Annotated in this window: 19 protein-coding genes; 8 read left to right on the forward strand and 11 right to left on the reverse strand. The window is 65.7% G+C overall.

The window, feature by feature from the left end; translation table 11 throughout:
* The 5 genes from ACZYZ7_RS25530 to ACZYZ7_RS25550 are packed head-to-tail and all read right to left on the reverse strand — an operon-like array spanning position 1 to position 4,731.
* On the reverse strand, positions 1 to 888 hold the full coding sequence (locus ACZYZ7_RS25530; protein WP_211154950.1) for a polysaccharide deacetylase family protein: 888 nt from the start codon (positions 886 to 888) through the stop codon (positions 1 to 3).
* Positions 885 to 1,859, reverse strand: coding sequence for an agmatinase (gene speB, locus ACZYZ7_RS25535; protein ID WP_463742111.1), 975 nt, complete (start codon positions 1,857 to 1,859; stop codon positions 885 to 887). Before speB ends, ACZYZ7_RS25530 begins: the two co-directional genes overlap by 4 nt.
* A gap of 12 nt (positions 1,860 to 1,871) precedes the next feature.
* Positions 1,872 to 2,570, reverse strand: coding sequence for an SDR family NAD(P)-dependent oxidoreductase (locus tag ACZYZ7_RS25540; RefSeq protein ID WP_463742112.1), 699 nt, complete (start codon positions 2,568 to 2,570; stop codon positions 1,872 to 1,874).
* A gap of 2 nt (positions 2,571 to 2,572) precedes the next feature.
* Positions 2,573 to 3,274, reverse strand: a complete 702-nt coding sequence (locus ACZYZ7_RS25545) for an SDR family NAD(P)-dependent oxidoreductase (protein ID WP_135456023.1) — start codon at positions 3,272 to 3,274, stop codon at positions 2,573 to 2,575.
* Positions 3,271 to 4,731 carry an APC family permease gene (locus tag ACZYZ7_RS25550; protein WP_135456025.1) on the reverse strand — a complete coding sequence of 487 codons (1,461 nt, stop codon included), beginning with the start codon at positions 4,729 to 4,731 and terminating at the stop codon, positions 3,271 to 3,273. The genes ACZYZ7_RS25545 and ACZYZ7_RS25550 overlap by 4 nt, the downstream gene beginning before the upstream one ends.
* Before the next feature lie 352 nt (positions 4,732 to 5,083).
* On the opposite strand from ACZYZ7_RS25550, the gene ACZYZ7_RS25555 reads away from it, so the two are divergent.
* A complete protein-coding gene (locus ACZYZ7_RS25555) occupies positions 5,084 to 7,018 on the forward strand; it encodes an ABC transporter ATP-binding protein/permease (RefSeq protein ID WP_463742113.1) in 1,935 nt (644 codons plus the stop codon).
* A 139-nt stretch (positions 7,019 to 7,157) separates the two neighbouring features.
* A complete protein-coding gene (locus ACZYZ7_RS25560; RefSeq protein ID WP_463742114.1) occupies positions 7,158 to 10,004 on the forward strand; it encodes an MMPL/RND family transporter in 2,847 nt (948 codons plus the stop codon).
* A gap of 48 nt (positions 10,005 to 10,052) precedes the next feature.
* On the opposite strand, the gene ACZYZ7_RS25565 is transcribed toward ACZYZ7_RS25560, so the two are convergent.
* Positions 10,053 to 10,298, reverse strand: a complete 246-nt coding sequence (locus ACZYZ7_RS25565; protein ID WP_450070765.1) for a hypothetical protein — start codon at positions 10,296 to 10,298, stop codon at positions 10,053 to 10,055.
* 204 nt (positions 10,299 to 10,502) lie between these two features.
* Here ACZYZ7_RS25565 and ACZYZ7_RS25570 point away from each other — a divergent pair, with 204 nt between their 5' ends.
* A complete protein-coding gene (locus tag ACZYZ7_RS25570; protein WP_450070799.1) occupies positions 10,503 to 11,192 on the forward strand; it encodes an MspA family porin in 690 nt (229 codons plus the stop codon).
* A 30-nt stretch (positions 11,193 to 11,222) separates the two neighbouring features.
* Here ACZYZ7_RS25570 and ACZYZ7_RS25575 read toward each other — a convergent pair whose 3' ends face one another.
* Positions 11,223 to 11,804 carry a TetR family transcriptional regulator gene (locus ACZYZ7_RS25575; RefSeq protein ID WP_463742115.1) on the reverse strand — a complete coding sequence of 194 codons (582 nt, stop codon included), beginning with the start codon at positions 11,802 to 11,804 and terminating at the stop codon, positions 11,223 to 11,225.
* Between the two features lie 79 nt (positions 11,805 to 11,883).
* Here ACZYZ7_RS25575 and ACZYZ7_RS25580 point away from each other — a divergent pair, with 79 nt between their 5' ends.
* Both ACZYZ7_RS25580 and ACZYZ7_RS25585 read left to right on the forward strand, forming a co-directional pair.
* On the forward strand, positions 11,884 to 13,059 hold the full coding sequence (locus ACZYZ7_RS25580; protein ID WP_463742116.1) for an FAD-dependent monooxygenase: 1,176 nt from the start codon (positions 11,884 to 11,886) through the stop codon (positions 13,057 to 13,059).
* 190 nt (positions 13,060 to 13,249) lie between these two features.
* Complete coding sequence (locus ACZYZ7_RS25585; RefSeq protein ID WP_463742117.1) at positions 13,250 to 14,707, forward strand: NHL repeat-containing protein; 1,458 nt, start codon at positions 13,250 to 13,252, stop codon at positions 14,705 to 14,707.
* Between the two features lie 61 nt (positions 14,708 to 14,768).
* Here ACZYZ7_RS25585 and ACZYZ7_RS25590 read toward each other — a convergent pair whose 3' ends face one another.
* From ACZYZ7_RS25590 to phoA, 3 genes are all read right to left on the reverse strand, one after another.
* Positions 14,769 to 14,909 carry a hypothetical protein gene (locus ACZYZ7_RS25590; protein ID WP_167857646.1) on the reverse strand — a complete coding sequence of 47 codons (141 nt, stop codon included), beginning with the start codon at positions 14,907 to 14,909 and terminating at the stop codon, positions 14,769 to 14,771.
* A 72-nt stretch (positions 14,910 to 14,981) separates the two neighbouring features.
* Positions 14,982 to 15,323, reverse strand: coding sequence for a hypothetical protein (locus ACZYZ7_RS25595; protein WP_135456038.1), 342 nt, complete (start codon positions 15,321 to 15,323; stop codon positions 14,982 to 14,984).
* 170 nt (positions 15,324 to 15,493) lie between these two features.
* Positions 15,494 to 16,993, reverse strand: a complete 1,500-nt coding sequence (gene phoA, locus ACZYZ7_RS25600; protein WP_463742118.1) for an alkaline phosphatase — start codon at positions 16,991 to 16,993, stop codon at positions 15,494 to 15,496.
* Positions 16,994 to 17,252: 259 nt separating this feature from the next.
* Between phoA and ACZYZ7_RS25605 the strand changes: the two genes are divergently transcribed.
* Both ACZYZ7_RS25605 and ponA2 read left to right on the forward strand, forming a co-directional pair.
* Positions 17,253 to 17,741: a hypothetical protein gene (locus tag ACZYZ7_RS25605; protein WP_463742119.1), complete on the forward strand. Its 489-nt coding sequence runs from the start codon at positions 17,253 to 17,255 to the stop codon at positions 17,739 to 17,741.
* Between the two features lie 174 nt (positions 17,742 to 17,915).
* Positions 17,916 to 20,378, forward strand: coding sequence for a transglycosylase/D,D-transpeptidase PonA2 (gene ponA2 / locus ACZYZ7_RS25610; RefSeq protein WP_463742120.1), 2,463 nt, complete (start codon positions 17,916 to 17,918; stop codon positions 20,376 to 20,378).
* Positions 20,379 to 20,393: 15 nt separating this feature from the next.
* Here the strand turns inward: ponA2 and ACZYZ7_RS25615 are convergent, their stop codons facing one another.
* On the reverse strand, positions 20,394 to 20,975 hold the full coding sequence (locus tag ACZYZ7_RS25615; protein WP_450070772.1) for a nucleoside deaminase: 582 nt from the start codon (positions 20,973 to 20,975) through the stop codon (positions 20,394 to 20,396).
* Positions 20,976 to 21,127: 152 nt separating this feature from the next.
* Here ACZYZ7_RS25615 and ACZYZ7_RS25620 point away from each other — a divergent pair, with 152 nt between their 5' ends.
* The gene (locus ACZYZ7_RS25620) at positions 21,128 to 21,283 is read left to right on the forward strand and encodes a hypothetical protein (protein ID WP_090431476.1); all 156 of its coding nucleotides are present in this window, start codon (positions 21,128 to 21,130) and stop codon (positions 21,281 to 21,283) included.
* Positions 21,284 to 21,460: the final 177 nt, after the last annotated feature.

The following is a 21,460-nucleotide window of genomic DNA, read 5'->3' on the forward strand; positions in this document are numbered from 1 at the left end:
TTAAGGTTCGGCGGGGATGTTCAGCTCGGGGCGGGTCAGAGTGCGCGGCGTCAACGCCTGTTCGCGGACATATCCGGCGATCTCGGCCATGCCCGCGACCCAGACGTCGTCCATGGCACACACTTCGGCGATGAACTCGCGCAACGCCGCCGCACGGCCCGGACGTCCGCTGAGGAACGGGTGGTTGGTCAGGATCCAGGCACCGCCGACATCACGCATCGCGTCGAGTTCGGCGCGCCACAGCTCGATGGCCTTGGCCGGAGTCTCGATCAGGCCGGTCCCGGAGAAATCGGGCACGAAGCAGTACTGCTGCCAATCGTCCAGCGCCCAGCTCACCGGGAGTTCCACCAGCGCGGACTGGTCATCGACGGCCAGCTCGTACGGGTGATCGGAATCCATCAGGGTGGAGTCGTAGAGGAAGCCGAACTCGGCGAGCAGTTTCGGTGTGTGCCAGTTCATCTCCCACATCGGGGCGCGATAGCCGACCGGTGTCACCCCGACCACGTCCTGCAGCGCCCGCAGCCCGCGGTCCAGAATCTCGCGCTCGGTCTGTTCGTCGACGCCGACCAGCGACTCGTGCAGGTAGCCGTGGTGGGCGATCTCGTGCCCGGCCGCCGCGATCGACCGGATCGGCTCGGGGTGCCGGTGCGCGGTGTAGCCGGGCACGAAGAACGTTGCCGGAACCTGCAATTCGTCGAGTATCGACAGCAGGCGGGGAACCCCGACCAGCGGACCGTAGGCCTGGTGCGACATCGCGCCCATGCGGTCGGCGAACGCCGGATCGGTTGTCAACAGCGGCGATTCGGCATCCACGTCGAAGGTGAACGCGACGGCGCAACGCTTTCCCTCCGGCCAGGACACCGGTCCGGCAGGCGTCAAGGGGATCATGATCGAGCCTTTCTTCCGAATACGGACAGGAATTCCCAGGTGACGTTGGCGGCGGCGATCGCGGTGATCTCGGCATGGTCGTAGGCCGGTGACACTTCCACCACGTCGACGCCGACCAGGTTCACGCTGTCCAGCCCGCGCACGATCTCGAGCAGTTCACGGCTGGTCATGCCGCCGGCCTCGGGCGTGCCGGTGCCCGGCGCATGCGCCGGGTCGAGCACGTCGATGTCGACCGAGACATACACCGGCGCGTCTCCCACCCGCTCGCGGATGCGCTGGATGATGCCGTCGGTTCCGAGCGCGCCGATCTGCTTGCAGGTGATCACGGAGAAGCCGAAGTTCGCGTCCTCGACCAGATCCTGCTTGTCATAGATGGATCCGCGCACCCCGACGTGCAGGCTGCGATCGAGCAACAGGCCTTCCTCGAAGGCTCGCCGGAACGGTGAGCCGTGGGTGATGTCGGCCCCGTAATAGCTGTCCCAGGTGTCCAGGTGCGCGTCGAAATGCACCAACGCCACCGGGCCGTGCACCGCGTGGACCGCGCGCAACGACGGCAGCGCCACCGAGTGATCGCCGCCGAGGATCACCGCACGCGTTCCCTCGGCCTGAAGTTCGGTCAGCTGCGCTGCGATCTGGCCAACCGCCTCGCCGATGTCGAACGGGTTGCACGCGATGTCGCCGGCGTCGGCGAACTGGCAGACCTCGAACGGTTTGATGTCGAGTTCGGGGTTGTAGCCACGGATGAGGCGGGATCCTTGACGAATCGCGTTGGGGCCGAACCGGGCTCCGGGCCGGTAGGTCACAGCGCTGTCGAACGGCACGCCCACCACCACGACGTCGGCCCGTGCCACATCTGACAGGCGGGGCAGCCGGGCGAAGGTCGTCCACCCCGCGTAGCGCGGCTGCACTTGGGGGTCCGCCGGGCCCACGATCGCGTCGCGGGCGTTGTCCCCGGGTATTGCTTGGTTCATTGATTGCCTTTCTTAAACACGATTTCGGGACAACCCGCCATCGACATTGACGATCTGTCCCACGGCCGCGCCGAGTTGACGCTGGCTCAACAGTCCGATGACCGCGGCTGCCTGCTCGACGGTGCCGGTCCGCCCGCCCGGCGGCTGCCCGCCGGCGCCGTCACAGACCGACCATTCCGAATCCAGGGCACCGAGGGCGACGGCGTTCACTCCGACCCCGAAGCCACCGAAGTCACGGGTCAGTGATTTGGTGAGCGCGACGATCCCTCCGGCCGCCGTGGCGACCGCGGCCAGGCCGTCTCCGCCGACATGCCAGCGCGAGTTGGTCAGCACGATGCGTCCGCCGGTCCCGCTGTGCCGCATGTGATCCGCGGCGGCCTGCGCGTACAGGAAGCTGCCGGTCAGGGTGGCGTCGACATGCGCCCAGAATTCGACCATCGACTGGTCGGCGAGCGGCGCCACCACGGGCAGGCCGTGCGCCACAACCAGCACATCGATTCCACCCATGTGTGCGGCGGCCTTGGCCACCGCGTCACTCACCTCGGATCGGTCCACCGGATCGGCCTTGACCGTGATTTCCCCAGGCGCGGCAACACCGTCTGCGCTGACCGTTCCCACCGTCAGTGCACCTCGTCCGGCGAAATGATCCCGCACCGCGGCGCCGAGCCTGGTGTCGGCGCCTGTGATCAGTACCCGATCGATCTCGGTCATCGTCATATCACCGTTCCGCTGTTGACCGACAACACTTCTCCGCACAGGAACAGGTCCTCCTCCAGCAGGCCGCGGACCAGTTCGGCGACCTCGGTGGGCAGCGCGATGCGCCGGGCCGGCAGGGTCGAGACGAATTCCTCGGCGCGTTCCCATGATTCGGCTTCCAGCAGCGGGGTGTCGCACGGCCCGGGTGCCACGGCGTTGACCCGGACCCCGTCGGCGGCGACCTCCACGGCGATGCTGCGCAGCAGGCTCAGCGCCGCGCCTTTGGCCGCGGCGTAGTGGGCGTCATTGCTGCCCCCGCCGATGGCGCGTTCCGAGGCGATGCCGACGATGCGCCCGCTGCCCCGTCGCCGCATGTCCGGCAGGACGGCCCGGCACACGTGGGCCAGACCACCTACGTGCACCCGCAGCATCCGCTCCCAGGCGGGCTGCTCGATGTCCAGGGCCGGGGTCTCCGCGTAGTGCCCTGCACATATGACCGCGGCATCGATCCGGCCGAATGCGTTGTGCACCTGGGCGACCGCCTCGGTGACGGCGTCCTCGTCGGCGACGTCGGCGACGAGCCACAGGTCGGTGTCGTGCGCGGGTTCCCGCGAGATGGACGCAACGGTCCAGCCCCGATCGCGCAGCAGCGCCGCGATCGCCGCCCCGATGCCGCTGCCGGCACCGGTCACCACGGCCACGGGTTTGTCGGCGTTCACACCGGCTCCTTGGTCAGTTCGGTTGCGACTGCCGCGGGCTCACCGGTCTTGGGCTGCCCCACCTTTCGGGTCTTCACGATGACGCTGCCCAGTGCCAGGATCACGCCCATCGCCACGAAGAACGCCCAGTTGATGTACCAGGAGTCGGACACGGTGCGCGGCCAAACAATGTTGAGGAAGGCGAATCCCGCCCACAGCGTCGCCAGCAGTGCCACCGGCGTGCTGAGCTTGCCCAGGTGCCACGGCCCCGGTACCCATTTGCCCCGCAACCGCGCCACCAACCCCGTCACCAGCGGGAACAGAAATGCCAAGTAGTAACCACCGGCGGTGAAGGTCACCAGCACGGAGTAGACATCGGTGGCAGAGATGAGGTAGACGACGGCGCCGATCACCGTGGTGACCAGGATCGCACTGACCGGTTGGGCCTCTGCCTTGGACAACTTGGACAGCACTCGTGAGCCCGGCAGCACCCGGTCCCGCGCGAAGGCCCAGATGACCCGGGAAGCCGAGGCCTGCAGGGCCAGAAAGCTCGCCAGAAATCCGATCACGAAAGCCAGCAGAATCGGCTTGACCCAGGATTCGCCCAGCGCAGCACCAAGTACATACGTCACCGGATCGGAGACCTCACCGGAGCTGATCTTGCTGAAATCCGGCACCGCCAGCGTGACGGCCAATGACGCATAGGCGATGACGATGGCGATGAAGGACACCGAGAACAGCATCGCCTTGGGCACGTTGCGCTGCGGTTCCTTGACCTCTTCGGCGATCGCACCGGCGCTTTCGAAGCCCAGGATGGACCAGCTGGTGAACCCCAGCGCAGCCAGGAAGGGCCCCGAGATATAGGCCCATGACCAACCACTGCCGAGGTCGATCCCCTGCAGGATCACGTCGAGACCGTGGTGGCGATGAAACAGAAGCAGGTAGGTGCCCAGCCCTATCGAGGCCACGATCTCGGCGACGATGCTGCCCAACATGAGTGTCTTCAAGAAGATGCGGCCCGCGATGTTGGCGCCGGTGCCGGCGAGCAGGATCAGCAGCGCGATGAAGCTCTGCTGTACCGCACTCGGGCTTCCGATCCCGATCAGCTCCGCCAGAAATCCGGCGCCGCCGTAGGCCACGGTGGCCATGATGATGACCAGTGCCCACATGTAGACCCAGCCGGCGAACCACCCGGCGATCTCGCCCGCCAGGCGCTTGGTCCACTGGTAGATCGAACCTTCGAACGGCCACCGTGACACCAGTTCGGCGAAGGCCAGCGCCACGATGAACTGGCCCGCGCCGACGATGACGAACGTCCACCAGAAACCGGGGCCGGCGGTCGACAGCGACAGACCGTAGATCCCGTACATGGCAACGATGGGAGAGATGAACGCGAACGCAAACGCGAACGCCGACCACAGCGAGAACTCGCGCTTCAATTCTACTGGCGCAGAATCTATTTGGCTGCCAGACGCCATATGTACCACCTTTCGCCGCCACCAAGACACCGAAGTATGGACATGGGCTCCGGCGTGCGGCATCCCAATACGGCAATCCCGGGTTGGCCCTACAGTCGCGCGGTCGCGGACTGTAGAGACGTACAGCGGCCGCACGGGCGCCGAAACATCCCGGTCTTGCGGCCGTCACGTGGGTGCGCCGCCCTCGAGGTGAACCTGCCGAACTACGCAAGCTCGATCGTGACCACAGGCGAAGTGGTGAGCGCGCTCTCGGTGTTGCACTGAGGCCGGACGGACCGGCTGCGGTAGCTTCCACGCAGGCGCGTCTGGAAATCCAGCCGGCAGGTCCGTCGGCACCTCAGGAGGGATCCCGGTGAATGACGTCAAACCGTTCTCGCCCTCGATCGATTGGAGTTCCGAGCTACTGCACTCCCTGTGGTGGCTGGCGCAGGCCTGGACCATCACGGCGGTGTGCACCCTGGCGGTGCTGATCCTGCTCGCCCGCTACAGCACGTGGGGCCGACAGTTCTGGACCGTCACCAGCGCCTATTTCACCGGGCGCCACAGCCTCAAGCCGTGGCTGACATTGGCCGCGATGCTGCTGTCGGTGATCATCGGTGTGCGACTGGCGGTGTTGTTCAGCTACCAGAGCAATGATCTGTACTCCGCGGCTCAGGTGGCGGTGCAGGGCTGGGCCACCGGCAACGACGAGGTGAGAGTCTCTGGCATCAGGGGCTTTTGGATCGCACTGCTCACCTTTTCGGTGCTGGCCGCAATTCTGGTCACCCGGGTGCTGGTCGACCTGTTCATGACGCAGCGTTTCATGCTGGCCTGGCGGACCTGGCTGACCGACCGGCTCACCGGCGACTGGCTCGACGGCCGTGCCTACTACCGGTCCCGGTTCATCGACCAGACCATCGACAACCCCGATCAGCGCATCCAGTCCGACATCGACGTATTCACCGCCCTGTCCGGCCCGCAGCCCAACACCCCGCACCAGACCAGCAACGGCACGCTGCCCTTCGGTGCCATCTCCTCGATCGTCTCGGTCGTGTCGTTCACCTCGATCCTGTGGAACCTCTCGGGTGACCTCAGCATCTTCGGACTCCAGATACCGCGCGCGATGTTCTGGTCGGTGTTCGTCTACGTCGCATTCGCCACCGTGATCGCCTTCGCGCTCGGCCGGCCGCTGATCCGGCTGTCGTTCAACAACGAAAAGTTCAACGCCGCATTCCGTTACGCGTTGGTGCGCCTGCGCGACGCGGCCGAGTCGGTCGCGCTGTACCGCGGCGAGAAGGTCGAGCGGTCACAGCTGCGGGAACGGTTCTCCGCTGTCGTCACCAACTACAAACACTTCGTCAACCGCACCATGGTGTTCACCGGGTGGAACCTGTCGATGAGCCACATCATCATCCCGCTGCCGTGGGCCCTGCAGGCCCCGCGGTTGTTCACCGGCCAGATCCAGCTCGGAACGGTCAATCAGTCGGTGGCCGCCTTCGGTGCGATCCAGGATGCGTTGTCGTTCTTCCGCAATTCCTATGACACGTTCGCCGGCTACCGCGCCTCGATCATCCGCCTGCACGGACTGGTCACCGCCGATGAGCAGAGCCGCGCACTGCCCAAGTTGGATGTCGCAGAACTCGCCGCGGATACCGACAGCCTGGTCGAACTCGGCGACGTCGAGGTACGCAACCCGGCGGGCGAGCAGTTGATCGACGATCTCAGCCTGTCCCTGGCCGCCGGCGAGGCGATGATCATCACGGGCAAGTCGGGCACCGGCAAGACCACGCTTTTGCGCAGCATCGCCCAGCTGTGGCCGTACGCCTCGGGCACGGTGCGGTGCCCGCAGGGGGCCAACGAGACGCTGTATCTGTCGCAGGTGCCCTACGTTCCGTTGGGCGATCTGCGGACCGTGGTGTCCTACCCCCACCAGCCCGGCGACCTGCCCGACAAGGCACTGCAGGATGCCCTGCTCGCGGTCGCCCTACCGCGCTATGTCGGTCGGCTCGACGAGGACGGTGACTGGGCCAAGGTGCTCTCCCCCGGCGAACAGCAGCGCGTGGCATTCGCCCGGGTGCTGCTGACCAAACCCAAGGTGGTGTTCCTCGACGAGGCCACCTCGGCGCTCGACGAGCCGCTGGAATTCATGATCTACAGCCTGATCCGCCGCGAATTGCCCGACACGGTGTTGGTCAGCGTCACCCACCGCTCCACCGTTCATCGCCACCACAACACGCACCTGGAACTGCTCGGCGAGGGACAGTGGCGACTGGGCCGCGTCGACGACATCGAACCGGTCGGCGTGTAACGCCTGCTGGAGATATCTGGCCGCCCGTCGCCGTCCCCGGTCTGGTAAGACGGGGGGAACGACACCACGTAGTAAGGTAAGCCTTCGCACTAGGCCGACCTCTGCATTGTGCTCACCCACCGACCACCAAGGGTTCCTGATGGCCGATTCCAGAGCTCCCCACACGGGGATTGCTCGATGGATCCGTCGATTCGCCGTTCCGGTGATTGTCGGCTGGATCGCACTCCTCGCGTTTCTGAGCGTCAGCGTCCCCCCGCTCGAGGTGGTGGGTCAGATGCGCTCGGTGTCGATGAGCCCAGACGAGGCACCGTCGGTGATCGCGATGAAGCGCGTCGGCAAGGTGTTCGACGAGTTCCACTCCGATAGCTCCGCGATGATCGTGCTGGAGGCCGAGGACAAGCTCGGCGACGACGCGCACCGGTTCTACAACGACATGGTCGACCGGCTGGAAGCCGACAAGAAGCACGTCGAACACGTCCAGGATTTCTGGGGCGACCCGCTCACCGAGGCCGGCGCCCAGAGCAATGACGGCAAGGCCGCCTATGTGCAGGTCTACATGGCCGGCAACATGGGCGAGGCGCTGGCCAACGAATCGGTGGAGGCGGTCCAGCAGCTGATCGCCAACCTGTCTCCGCCGCCCGGGCTCAAGGTGTACGTCACCGGACCCACCGCCCTGGCCGCCGATCAGCAGATCTCCGGCGACCGCAGCGTCAAGATCATCGAAGGCGTCACCTTCGTGGTCATCATCACGATGCTGCTGCTGGTGTACCGGTCGATCATCACGGTGATCCTGGTGCTGGCGATGGTGGTGATCGAACTCTCCGCCGCCCGCGGCTTCGTCGCGTTCCTGGGCTACCACAACCTGATCGGCCTCTCAACCTTCGCGACGCAGCTTCTGATCACGCTCGCGATCGCCGCGGCCACCGACTACGCGATCTTCCTGATCGGCCGATATCAGGAAGCCCGCAGTGTCGGTGAGGACCGAGAACAGGCGTATTACACGATGTTTCACGGCACCGCCCACGTGGTGCTCGGTTCCGGCATGACGATCGCCGGCGCAACGCTGTGTCTGCATTTCACCCGGCTGCCGTACTTCCAGACCCTCGGCATTCCGATGGCCGTCGGCATGACGGTGACGGTTGTGGCGGCACTCACGCTGGGCCCGGCGATCATCACGGTGGCCAGCCGGTTCGGCAAGGTGCTCGAGCCCAAACGCGCCATGCGCATCCGCTTCTGGCGGCGACTGGGCGCATTCGTGGTCCGCTGGCCGGGCCCGGTACTGCTGGGCACCATCCTGCTGTCGCTGGTCGGCCTGCTCACGCTGCCGGGCTACCGGACCAACTACAACGACCGCAACTATCTGCCCACCGATCTACCCGCCCAGGAGGGCTACGCCGCGGCCGACCGGCACTTCTCGGCGGCAAAGATGAATCCCGAGTTGGTGCTCATCGAAACCGACCACGACATACGCAATTCGGCGGATTTCCTGGTGATCGACAGGATCGCCAAACGCATCTTCGAGGTCTCCGGCGTAGGCAGCGTGCAGGCCATCACCCGCCCGCAGGGTGAGCCGCTGGAATTCAGCACCATTCCGGCCCAGATGAGCATGGGCGGGGTCATGCAGACCATGAACCGCAAGTACCTCACCGACCGTGCCGACGACATGCTGCTGCAGGCCGACGAGATGCAGAAGACCATCAACACGATGGATCAGATGATCGTGCTGATGCAGGAGATGAGCGGCATCACCCACAGCATGGTGGGCAAGATGGACACGATGGTGGTCGATGTCGCCGAATTGCGGGACCACATCTCCGATTTCGACGATTTCCTGCGGCCGCTGCGCAATTACCTGTACTGGGAACCGCACTGCTACAACATCCCGGTCTGCTCGTCGATGCGCTCGGTGTTCGACGGCCTGGACGGTGTCGACACCATGACCGAGAGCATCCAGCAACTGATGCCCGACATGCACCGGCTCGACGAACTCATGCCGCAGATGGCGACGATGATGCAGCCGCAGATCGAGATCATGCGGAACATGAAGACCATGATGCTGACCATGTATCAGACCCAGAAGGGTCTGCAGGATCAGATGGCGGAGATGCAGGAGAACCAGACCGCCATGGGTACGGCATTCAACGACTCCAAGAACGACGACACCTTCTATCTGCCGCCGGAGATCTTCAACAACGCCGACTTCAAGCGGGGCATGAAGAGCTTCATCTCCCCCGACGGAAAAGCGGTGCGCTTCATCATCTCCCACGCGGGTGATCCGCTGACGCCCGAAGGCATCGGGCTCATCGACGGGATCAAGCTGGCCGCCAAGGAAGCCATGAAGAACACCCCGTGGGAGGGGTCCAAGATCTACATGGGCGGCACTGCCTCGGCCTTCAAGGACATGCAGGAAGGCAACAACTACGACCTGATCATCGCCGGGATCTCGGCGATGTGCCTGATCTTCATCATCATGCTGATCATCACGCGCAGCCTGGTGGCGGCAGCGGTGATCGTGGGCACGGTGCTGGTCTCCCTGGGAACATCGTTCGGCTTGTCAATCCTGGTGTGGCAACACCTGATCGGGATCGAACTGCACTTCATGGTGATGGCGATGGCGGTGATCGTGCTGTTGGCCGTCGGCGCGGACTACAACCTGCTGTTGGTGGCGCGCCTCAAAGAGGAACTGCCCGCCGGTATCAACACCGGCATCATCCGGGCCATGGGAGGCAGCGGGTCGGTGGTGACCGCGGCCGGCCTGGTGTTCGCCTTCACCATGATGTCGATGGTGGTCAGCGAGATGATCGTGGTGGCCCAGGTCGGTTCGACGATCGGACTGGGCCTGCTGTTCGACACTCTGGTGATCCGGTCGTTCATGACGCCGTCGATCGCGGCGTTGATGGGCCGCTGGTTCTGGTGGCCGCAGCTGGTGCGCCAGCGCCCGGCCCGCGGTGTGGTGGCGCGGGCGATGGAACGCTCGAACGGCTAGGTTCCCGATCAGCGTCCTCGGCGTCCGCTGACCTCGGCGGCAATCCGGTCAGCGGCAGCGGACGGTCAGGTTTTGGCAGACCATTCCGACGTCGCCCGACACGCTGACCTGCCCGCGGTTGCCATTCGGATTCACCGACAGAGCCGGTGTCGAGGTGATCAATTGATCGATGATCGCGGGCACCACGGGTTGCGACGGATCAGGTTGCGCGTGGGCCACGCCGGCGCCTGCGATCGCAGCGAGGACGCCCAGCCCACACGCCAGCCCTGTGAGAGCCTTCGTATACCGTGCCATCACCGCTCCGTTGTCGCCTACATCCGATTGACCGATTGCCTCCATGGTAAGCCGCGACGGACAACGTGTGAACGAGCCGCATGCTCTTGCTCGTCCGTATCGCGTATCGGTTACAGAGACACAACAGTCTGATTCCGCTGGTGAGCGGCGTGTCTCACCTCGCTGTACGGCGGGTTTACCGTATGGCCTGTGAAGCCGTCGGCCGTGCTCCTCCATCGCGTTGCGGCTGTCGCAGTTTGCCTCGTCATCGCTTCAGCCAACGCACCTTCGGCAAGTGCCGATCCCGGCCCTGAATCCGCACCGCCCAATCCCGCTCCACCTACCGACGGGCGGGTGGCATCAGGCGATACCGCCGTGGTCAACACACCGGACGGCTGGACGCTGACGTTGGGCGCCAAGGACGAGTCTCAGGTCCCCGTACCGGCGTTGACCACGGCTGTCTCGTCGCGGGAATACCTCGCCAGCGGCACCTTCAGCGCTTCCCTGATCGGGCCGGAAGACCCACGGGGCGTGCTCGAGGTCGGTTACGAGATCGGCTGCGGAATCGACATGAGTACTTCCAACGGCGTCACGTTGGCAGGCAGCGCGGGTGTCACTCCGTCGGTCGGCGTATCGGGACCACTCGGCGCAATCCCGACGGCTATCCTGCCGTTGGTTTCCACACCGGTCAACGGGGTGATCACCGTGGGCCTCAAACCCGGCTTCGTCATTGTCGTTCCGGTCGACAAGAAGGAGTTCAAGAGCGCCAACCCGTGGGTCATGATCAGCAACTTCCACGTCAAGATCGACGGATGCGTCGGCCAGTCATTCATCCGCTCCTATGCGACATTGACGCGTCAGACCGATCAGTCCGACGTCGTGCTGTCGTACGTGGGCGTGAGAACCACCGTCTGACCGGCCGGTCTCCCTCCAACGATCGAACACCTAGCCTCGCCGACCGGATGACCCGGCGACGGAGGCGGCTATCAAGAGTTCGGCGGCGGCGTCGACACGTGACCGGTCCCCGGTGACCAGACCGTCCTGGCACAGTCCGCGTAGGCCAGAGACCACCAATGTGGCACGCGCACAGGCGTTGTCGGTCGGATACCCGATCACGGACAGCGCTTGCGCGATCGGGGCGATCATCACCTCCACCGCATTTCGGGCGGCCTCGCCATAAGTCTTGGGGTCCGTGACCGCCAGGCTGAGGACCTGTAGCAGCAGGCGCACGTTGCGACGTTCACCGCCCCGGGTCAGTTCCCGCCACAAGGTCCGTGCCGCCTCCACGAATTCGTCTGCAGTGGTGACACGGGAGAACATCTCCCCCAGCTGTGGACGGCTCGCGTCCAGGGCCTGGGCCAGCAGTTCGGCCCGGTCACCGAAGTAGTACAGCAGCATGCGCTTGCTCGTACCCAGGGCCTCGGCCATCGGCGCCAGCGACATCTCGCCGATGCCGTGCTGTTCGAGATAGCCCACGACACCGTTCAGCAACTCTTCACGCTTGACGGGATCGGGAGTCCTGGCCACCCCTTGACTGTACCGATCGGTACATTTATAGTCAATAGCGTACCGATTGGTACATTTATTGCGGATTGAGGAGGAACTCATGACCGGGCTTCGAGTTGCCGTCGTGGGTGCCGGCATCGGCGGGTTGACCGCCGCGATTGCCCTGCGTGCCAACGGAATCGACGCGACCGTGTACGAACAGGCACACGAGCTCAAGGCACTCGGCGCGGGGGTCTCGATCGCGACGAACGGATCGCGCATCCTGAGCAAGCTTGGCGTAGGAGATGCGGTGGCCGCGATCGCCGGGCCGGTGACGCACTACCAGTTCCGTACCTGGCGGGCCGAGCCGATCGCCGGTGAACCGTCGACCCTCGGCTTCGGGGACCCGGCCCGGACCTGGTGTCTGCACCGCGGCGAGTTCCAGAAGGTGCTGGCCGACGCGCTACCCGCCGACGCCCTGCAACTGGGCCGCTCGTGCGTCGGGGCCACCGAACACGGCGACGGGATCCGTGTCGAATTCTCCGACGGCACAACGGTCGACGCGGACCTGCTGGTCGGCGCCGACGGAATCCACTCTCGCCTCCAGGGCAACGTGACGCGCGCAGCCGCCCCCGTGAGCGAGGGAATCATGGCCTACCGCGGGCTGATTCCCGCCGACCGGCTGCACGGCGTCGTCGACATGAATGCCAGCTCGATGTGGCTGGGGCCCCGCCAGAGCTTCCTGGCCTACCCGGTGTCGGCCGGCGACCTCCTCAACATCGTGGCGTTCGTCCCCACCAATCTCACCGTCACCGAATCCTGGACCGCACCTGGCGATGTCGCCGAACTCGCCGCCGCGTACCGGGGGTGGGACCCGAAGGTGTCGGCGATCATCGAGGCGATGGATTCCACGTTCCGCTGGGGCATCTACGACCGCGAACCGTTGGACCGGTGGTCCTCCGACCGGATCACCCTCCTGGGCGACAGCGCCCACGCAGTCACGCCGCACCTCGGGCAGGGCGCCAACCAGGCCATCGAAGATGCGATGACGTTGGCCGTCGTCTTGCGTGACGCGCAGCCCGACGAACTCGGCGCGCGACTGCGGCACTACGAAGACCTACGCATGGACCGCACCCGCCACGTCCGCCGGCAGGCGCGCGCCGCCGGGCGCATCTACCGCTCGACCGAACTCACCCCGCACGCGCAGGCAGAGCAACTACACGCGATCCTCGACAGCGTCGCCATCAACACCTACGACGCCGAGCGAGTTGCCCAGGACGCAGTCCCCGCCGCCTGACTACCTGCTTTTCGGCATCTCGTCGTCAAGCGGCCTGACCCTGTGGTCCAATCAGCCCGGATTCACTGCCCAGCAACCCGCAGAGGTCACTGATATGACCACACTGCCAAGCCCACACCGGCCATCGCGCTGTGCCCGACGTCGACCGAAGTTGGGATCGGTCACCGCCGCACCACCTTTTGCTTCACGCATGAGCAGGACCGGACGCCGCGACGGGCTACAGGCGGTCGCGTTGATCTCGTCGGCGTTCGCGGCAGCCGCCCTCGCCGCGTGTACCACCAGCACCACAGGGACGGGGCCGACGACACCCACCCTGGGCACCGCCGTCGTCACCGCACCGGCGCCCACGGCACAGGCCCGCGCCTGCGAGGTCAACCCGGAATCTGCGCCGATCCCCAGCGCCGAGACCCTTGAACCGGTTCCGCCGATCGGCCGGATCTCGGTGGCGCTGAAGGGCTTGCCCACCGCCACGATCGTCCCTGGCGCGGCACCCACCGAGGTCGAGGTCGATTTGTGCAACAACTCTGCCGTCGACTACCCCGAGGTGGGTGTGGTGGTGGTCCTGGAACGGTGCAGTTGCGCCACCTCACCCAGCGGGATACCCGCAGGCACCATCGAGCGCTTCGACCCGGCCACCGACACATGGATCGCGTTAGAGCATCCGGGGATCACGACGGGCATGGACTATCTCGCGCTGTTCACCAACGTGCGCGCGCTGCCCAAGGGTGCGGACCTGACCCTGAAATATCGGGTCGCCCTGGACAAATCGATGACCGCAGGCAAGGGCGGCGTTCAGGCTGTGGCGGTAACCCCGAAGCCGCTCGTCCAACTCGGCCGGGCCGACCTGCCGTTCACGGTCGTCACGGGCTCCCCTTCTGCGGCGCCCGCACCGACTCCGCCGTCGAGGCAATCGGTGCTGCCGTTCACCGGCCTGACCTATCCCGGCAGCCTGGCCGCCGACAGCGCGGGCGATGTGTACGTGTCCGATACGCGCGGGCACCGGGTGGTGAAGCTGGCCGTCGGATCGCAGGATCAAACCGTCCTGGGGTTCAACGGCATTCAGAGCCCAGGGGGTATCGCGGTCGACAGCGACGGCAACGTCTACGTCGCCGATTTCCAGAACCACCGGGTGGTGCGTCTCGACGCCACGACCGACGAGCAGACCGTGGTGCCGTTCAAGGGCCTCGACAATCCCCGGTATTTGGCGGTCGACAAGGCAGGCACCGTCTACGTCACCGATTCTGGCCGGGGTGTCCTCAAATTGACTGCAGCGAACGAACAGTCGAAGCTGCCGTTCACCGACCTCACCTGGCCCGGCGCCGTCGCGGTCGACGGTGCGGGCGACGTCTTCGTCGCCGATCCCAGTGCGGACCGGGTAGTGAAATTGGCGGCCGGGACCGACGAGCAGAGCACGCTGTCGGTCGGCGGCCTCGACGATGCCCTCGCGGTCGATGCAACCGGTGACGTGTACCTCACCGACGCAGTCAACAAGCGGATCCTGAAAGTCGCGGCCGGTACCACCGAGCCGACCGAGGTACCTGCGGCCGGACTCAACTCCCCCACTGACGTCGCCGTGGACGGTGCCGGCAATGTGTACGTCATCGACAACAGCGGATTCGGCCAGATCGTGAAACTGGCAGCCGGCTGATGTACCGCCGCCGGCGGCGGCTTGACCATGGACCGGGACGGTCTGGCGGCGCCGTCCTGAGTCACCGGGTGAGCAGCGCCGCTTCCTGCGGGGTGACCAAGCGCTCCTGCCTGGCGGGATAACGCCGGCTCTTGATGGGGCACCGGATCAGCGAGAGGGCGATCCGCGCGGTGCGGGTGTCAACTGTTCGACTGATGTCCACGGCGGTTCGCTCCGTTCCGCTGATTGATCGTTCTTGGCTGTGTCGGATACACGGTTCGTGGGGGCATTGGGTTCACGGCTCCCCGGGAAGCATTGGTACCCCGGGGATCATCGGATAGGCACCGGTCGGTTGTTCGACGAGGCCGGTCGGTGGTTGGACGGCGGCCGGCCCGCCGAGACCGGGCTGAGCACTCTTGCCTCCGGTCAGGATCGACAGCAGCGATGCGTAGTCGTCGATGGCATTGACCAACGCACCGGGATCGAACGGCACCGCGGGTGCCTGGTCGTCGGTGGGCAGCGGCGTCCGAGGCGTGGCCGCCGCCAATCCGTTGCTCACCGTCAGGACCGCCAGCGCACCGACAGCGCTCAACGCCGCATACCCGAGTAGCCGGCCCAATGTGGTTGACGCAGACATGATGGCCTCCCCGATCTGACGTGAGTGCATTTGTTGCACTTGAGTCACTTGGGAAACACTGGTCTGCAACGGTCACATTTGGGCCACGACACCGTCACAAATCGCACCCTATGGCGTGGCTTGGTCTTTGCCAGGCAGCAGCTGTGAGAGTCTGCCGCGCTCGCGGCAGGTCAGTTCTCCTTCAGCCCCAGCGCCCGGGTCATCGTGAAGAACAGGTCCGTCTGATCGCTCAAGCCGACGATGTTCGCCGCGCCGGGGCCGTAGGCAGCAATGCGCAGCTGGGATCCGGTGTGGCCCTGGTCCATCGCGTCGAGGTTGTCCGACGTGCCGTAGGAGACGGTCAGGTCCTGACCGTCCTTGCTGCGCAGCACCCGTGTCAGGCCCGGGTAGATGGCGTCGCGGGTGACCTCGAAGGGCAGCTTGGCCTCGGCGGCCGCGTCACGGACGTCCTCCACGCTCATGGACTCCACGATCTGGCTGCTGTGGGCATGGTCGGCGGTGACGATGACCAGGGTGTCCTTGTTCTCCCTGGCGAAGTCGAGGGCCACCTTGGCGGCCTCGTCGAGGTCGACGGTCTCGCCGATCTGCCCGCACGGGTTGGCGGCATGGTCCTGCTTGTCGATCGAGGCACCCTCGACCTGCAGGAAGAATCCGTCCCCGTCGCCCTTGAGCAGATCGATGGACTTCTTGGTCATGGCCGCCAGCGTGGGCACCGATGCACCGCGGTCCGCGTTGTCCTTGCACTCGACGGCCGGCTCCAGATAGCCGCCCTTCCCGGCAACCGGTCCGCTCCAGCGGGTCGGCATGTTGCCCTCGGCGAACAGGCCGAGCAGCGGGGCATCCTGGTCCGCCTTGTCCGCCTTGTCGAGTTCGTCGGCGGTGCGCACGATGGCGAAGCCGCGCTCCTTGGCCTGAACTTCCAACGTCTTGCCTTGGTAATCACCGGCTTTGGCGACCTGGGCGAAGGTTTCGGCGCCGCCGCCCATCACCACGTCGGCACGCGTTGCCAGCAGCTGCTCGGTGATCGAGCCGTTGCCACCCTTCTCCAGCGCGTTGGTCGGACACTTCTCGGTGGTCTCGTCGGGCCCGTAGCACTTCCGCCCGGTGACGTGGGCGAGCTGGACCGCGGGGGTGGCGTCCTGGATCTCGGAGGTGGTGATGTCGCCGGTGGCCTTGCCGGACTCCTTCGCCAGCTGGAGCAGGGTCTTCTGCTCCTTGCCGTGGATGTCCACCGCGATCGCGCCGTTATAGGTCTTGGTGCCGGTGGCCCAGGCCGATCCGCTGGCGGCCGAGTCGGTCACGTAGGTCGGCTTGCCGTTCTTGTCCAGGGAGTAGTGGGTGTACTGCCCGGTCAACGGGAACGCGTCCAGCCCTGGGAAGGCACCGCCGGCGCCGTGGGCGTAGTTGCGGGCCACGGTGATCTCCGAGTCGCCCATACCGTCACCGATCAGCAGGATGACGTTCTTGGCGCCGGTGCTCTTGATGGAGTCGGCGATGAGTGCGGCGCGATCGTCGCCGGCCCGGGTGGCGCCGCCGTGCTCGGAGAGGGTGCCTTTCGCGGCGGGGTCCAGCACCGGAAGGGATGCGTCGTCGTTCTTGCTTCCGCTGCAGGCCGCAGCCAGAGCTGCCGTACACACCAACGCCGTCACCACGTACCGCCTGCGAGTCATCCATGTCTCCGTATCGTCATCGCCATCGTCTCCGTCGAGCCCACACATGGTTGAAGCCCCATATGAACCAGCGTTTGCCCGACAGCCGACACCCGGGTAACGGCAATCAAACAGATAGTCGGGCTATCGGGGCCGACGGTTGCGGCAACAGGCACGACACGTATTTGCGATCGGAACTACGTGGGCATTTGTCGCACCAATATCGTCCAACCGCCTTTGCCCGCGTTGGTACCGTGCGGCAAGACGAACGGGGATGCCGATGACGAAGCACACCACAACCTGCCTGATCGGGGCAATGGCGATCGGCCTGGCCGCCACCGCGTGCAGCCCGGTGACCGAGAAGGCCGAGGCCACGACCACGACAGCGCCCCCGGCCGCCACTGTCACCACCACCGCGGCTGCAAGCGGGGAATCACTGACGTCGCTGTTGCCGACCCCGGCCGACGTCCAGCAGACCAAAGGGCCCGACAACATCGCCGACGGCGGAATTCACCTGCATTACCAGGTCAACGGCACGCCCGATGCCGTGATGACCGGGTACAAGAACGCGCTGCAGGGCAAGGGCTGGGCCCTCACCACGATCATCTCCTCCAGCGGCGGCGGGGGCGGTGGGGCGACCTACACCGGCACGCACGGCGACGCCTACGGCGTGTTCGACGGCGGTGGATATGCCAACACCACCTACATCGACGTGTGCACCTGGCCCGCCAAGCCGGCGAATCCCAACTGCAGTCGCGGCGATCGTTAGCGACGCCCTTCGGCGCCAGTTGCGCACCGAGGCGCCGAAGAACCGACCGCCGCGGATGTCATGTGTCGGCAGCCCATTAGGGTCGACATTCCGGCGTTTCGAAATCACAACGTAGCCAACGTGTTGCGTGCGATCTACCCATAGCTGGCTGTTGATCGCCTTACGCTAGAGGGCATGTCCGGCCCGCCCGCGGGTTCGCGGTCCACGGTTGCCAAGCTGGCCATGCACTGTGTGCTGGCCGGATTGCTTGCGGCGGTGTTGATGTTCCCCGTCGTCGGCGGTATCGGGATCATGACGGCGCGGCTGTCCGACACGGTGGCACAGGATTCCGCGGAAGTTCTCAAAGGGGACGCGCCGATCGTCACCACGATGGTCGACGCCTCGGGCCAGCCGATCGCGTGGCTCTACGAACAGCGTCGGTGGGCGGTGCCCATCGATCGGATCGCCGACACCATGAAGCTGGCGATCGTGTCGGTGGAAGACAAGCGCTTCGCCGAGCACAGCGGGGTGGACGTCCAGGGAACACTGAACGGGCTCTTCGGGTACATGCGGGGAATCGACGATGTGCGCGGCGGGTCGACGATCGAGCAGCAGTACGTCAAGAACTACAACCTGCTGGTCAAGGCGAGAACCGATGCCGAGCGGCGGGCGGCAGTCGAGGTCAGCCCCGCCCGCAAGCTCCGGGAGATCCGGATAGCGCTGGCGATGGACAAGACCCTCCCGAAGGGGGAGATCTTGGCCCGGTATCTGAACCTCGTGTCGTTCGGCAACGGCGCCTTCGGGGTTCAGGACGCGGCGCGCACCTACTTCGGTGTCGATGCCGCGGACCTCACGTGGCCGCAGGCCGCCCTGTTGGCCGGTGTGGTGCGGTCCACCAGCGCGCTGAACCCCTACACCAACCCGGACGGCGCCCTCGCCCGGCGCAACCTCGTGCTCGACACCCTGATCGACTATCTGCCGGACCGGGCCGAGGAGCTGCGCGCCGCGAAGGCGACGCCGCTGGGTGTGCTCCCCCAGGCCGACCCGCTTCCGCAGGGCTGCATCGCCGCGGGCGACCGCGCCTTCTTCTGCGAGTACGTCCTGAATTACCTGGCGCGCGCCGGCCTGACCATGCAGGACGTCGCGCGCAACGGGTATCTGATCCGCACCACGCTGAATCCCAAGGTTCAGGACAGTGTCAATGCGGCCATCCTGAAATATGCAGACCCCAACGCCCCCGGGGTCGCGAGCGTGATGAGCGTGATCACGCCGGGCAAGGACACCCACCGGGTGATCGCGATGGGCGACAGCCGCACGTACGGACTCAACCTCGATGCCAACCAGACCGTGCAGCCGCAACCCTTTTCGCTGGCCGGTGACGGCGCCGGGTCGATATTCAAGATCTTCACCACGGCCGCGGCTCTCGATATGGGAATGGGCATCAACGCTCAACTCGATGTCCCCGGAACATTCATGGGCAAGGGCCTGGGAAGCAGCGACACCCCCGGTTGCCCCAAGGAAACCTGGTGTGTGCGCAACGCGCACGGTTTCAAGAGCCCACTGAGTGTCACCGACGCCCTCGCGCAATCGCCCAATACCGCGTTCGCCAAACTCATCTCACAGATCGGGGTGCCGCGTGCGGTGGACATGGCGGTCCGATTGGGATTGCGGTCCTATGCCGAACCGGGCAGTGCCCGCGATTACAACCCCGACTCCAACGAGAGCATCGCCGATTTCGTCAAGCGGCAGAACATCGGATCCTTCACCCTCGGTCCACTCGAGCTGAACGCACTCGAGCTGGCGAATGTCGGGGCGACACTTGCCTCCGGCGGCACCTGGTGCCCACCGAACCCGATCGACAAGATCTTCGATCGGAACGGCCGCGAAGTGGGTGTGCAGACCGTCCCCTGTGACCAGGCGGTACCCGAAGGCCTTGCCAACACGTTGGCCAACGCGCTGGCCAAGGATCATTCGAGCGGAACCGCCGCCGGCGCAGCGAGTTCGGTCGGCTGGAAGCTGCCGATGTCCGGGAAGACCGGCACCACCGAGGCCCACCGGTCATCGGGCTTCGTCGGTTTCACCAATCGGTACGCGGCCGCGAACTACGTCTTCGATGACTCCTCGAACCCGTCGGGGCTGTGCTCCTACCCCTTGCGCAAATGCGGTGACGGCACTCTGTTCGGCGGTACGGAGCCGGCTTTGACCTGGTATGCCGCAATGAGTCCCATCGCCGACGACTTCGGCCCCGTGGCCCTGCCTCCCACCGATCCGCGCTATGTGGACGGCGGCCCCGGCGGCGAAGTGCCGAGTGTGACCGGAATGAAGTTCGACGACGCGCGTAAGCGCTTGCTGGACGCTGGTTTCCGCGTCGCCGACAAGCCCACGCCCGTCAACAACGACGCGACCAAGGGTTCGGTGGTCGGGACAACGCCGAGCGGCAGGACCATTCCCGGCTCGATCATCACGATCAACACCAGCACGGGCTATGTGCCTCCGCCGCCGCCGGTCTATGTTCCCGGCCCCGACATTCCGCCGCCACCAATGCTCAATGAGCTGGGGCCTCCCCCGCCGCCCAACGTCATCGAGATTCCCGGGCTGCCGCCGATAACCCTGCCGGCCCCACCTCCGCCGCCACCGCCAGCGCCGCCGCCGGCATGACAACGAGGCCTGGCTCTAACGCCAATAACCCTCATGAGGTTGTGCTGCTTCATCTTCGAGCAGCGGTCCGATCACCGTGATCCCACGCTGGCCATGCAGAAGAATGTCCCGGCACGGCAGCGCGAACGAGCCCTGCTTCGGGTTGTCGCCCGTGAACTCGAACAAGCGACCCACCGACAGGCCATAGACGACCCTGCCGATCCCCGTCCAGTAGGCGGCCCCGGAGCACATGACACACGGCTCGGTGCTGGCATACAGCGTCGCATGATTCATCCCGTCGGCGCCCAGCACACGCCATGCCTCCGCGGAGGCCGTCAGCTCAGCGTGCTGGGTCGGGTCACCATCAGTCAGTGCCGATGTGTTGGCGCGCTCGACAACCGCCATGCCGTCGGCATCGGCGACCAGCGCACCGTAGGGCGCGCTGCCGCTCCGCCGGGCGTCCTGCGCCAAGGCGAAAGTGCGCCGCAACAGCGCAAGGTCGACGTCACTGGGCGCAGGCTCGGCGTGAGCCTGCCCGGTACCGACGGCCGTTGCCCCGGCCAGTCCGACCAACGCCCCCGCTCCGAGCAACACCGTCCGCCGGTGCAGATTCGCCATGGTCGAGGATGCTATCGCCCAAAGATAGGCGTTGACCTCGGAATTCGGCGCACGGCTCTGGGCTGGCGGGGCTGCACGTTTGAAAATCGACGAACATGGCAATTACTTCGGGCGACAGACCCGAGAGGTTTCCTACGTCGAACGGATTGACCATGATCGTGCTCGGCATCATTCTTCTGTTGATCGGCTACTTCGCCGGCATCTCGATCCTGTACACGATCGGCGGCATCCTCCTGGTGATCGGGATCATCCTGTGGATCCTCGGAGCCGTCGGACGTCCGGTCGGCGGGCGAAAGGTCTGGTTCTAGCGCGAACCCGTCGACGCGGTGGGCCCTTGGGGCCACCGCGTCGACGTTCGTCATACGGCCCAACGGTCTACCCGGCATGCTGATGGCGTGCTGTTACTCACCGAAACCGTCGGGCGCGACGTCATCGACGACGACGGGCACGTGCTGGGCAGTCTTGCCGATCTGACCGTACGTCTC

This window comes from Mycobacterium sp. IDUB_17, assembly GCF_055419465.1.

Coding starts and splice junctions, on each gene's coding strand:
- ACZYZ7_RS25605 (WP_463742119.1), top strand. CDS start 17,253: ATGACGAAGCACACCACAACCTGCCTGATCGGGGCAATGGCGATCGGC.
- ACZYZ7_RS25560 (WP_463742114.1), top strand. CDS start 7,158: ATGGCCGATTCCAGAGCTCCCCACACGGGGATTGCTCGATGGATCCGT.
- ACZYZ7_RS25580 (WP_463742116.1), top strand. CDS start 11,884: ATGACCGGGCTTCGAGTTGCCGTCGTGGGTGCCGGCATCGGCGGGTTG.
- ACZYZ7_RS25595 (WP_135456038.1), bottom strand. CDS start 15,323: ATGTCTGCGTCAACCACATTGGGCCGGCTACTCGGGTATGCGGCGTTG.
- ACZYZ7_RS25615 (WP_450070772.1), bottom strand. CDS start 20,975: ATGGCGAATCTGCACCGGCGGACGGTGTTGCTCGGAGCGGGGGCGTTG.
- phoA (WP_463742118.1), bottom strand. CDS start 16,993: ATGACTCGCAGGCGGTACGTGGTGACGGCGTTGGTGTGTACGGCAGCT.
- ACZYZ7_RS25550 (WP_135456025.1), bottom strand. CDS start 4,731: ATGGCGTCTGGCAGCCAAATAGATTCTGCGCCAGTAGAATTGAAGCGC.
- ACZYZ7_RS25620 (WP_090431476.1), top strand. CDS start 21,128: ATGATCGTGCTCGGCATCATTCTTCTGTTGATCGGCTACTTCGCCGGC.
- ACZYZ7_RS25565 (WP_450070765.1), bottom strand. CDS start 10,298: ATGGCACGGTATACGAAGGCTCTCACAGGGCTGGCGTGTGGGCTGGGC.
- ACZYZ7_RS25585 (WP_463742117.1), top strand. CDS start 13,250: ATGAGCAGGACCGGACGCCGCGACGGGCTACAGGCGGTCGCGTTGATC.
- speB (WP_463742111.1), bottom strand. CDS start 1,859: ATGAACCAAGCAATACCCGGGGACAACGCCCGCGACGCGATCGTGGGC.
- ACZYZ7_RS25540 (WP_463742112.1), bottom strand. CDS start 2,570: ATGACCGAGATCGATCGGGTACTGATCACAGGCGCCGACACCAGGCTC.
- ACZYZ7_RS25530 (WP_211154950.1), bottom strand. CDS start 888: ATGATCCCCTTGACGCCTGCCGGACCGGTGTCCTGGCCGGAGGGAAAG.
- ponA2 (WP_463742120.1), top strand. CDS start 17,916: ATGTCCGGCCCGCCCGCGGGTTCGCGGTCCACGGTTGCCAAGCTGGCC.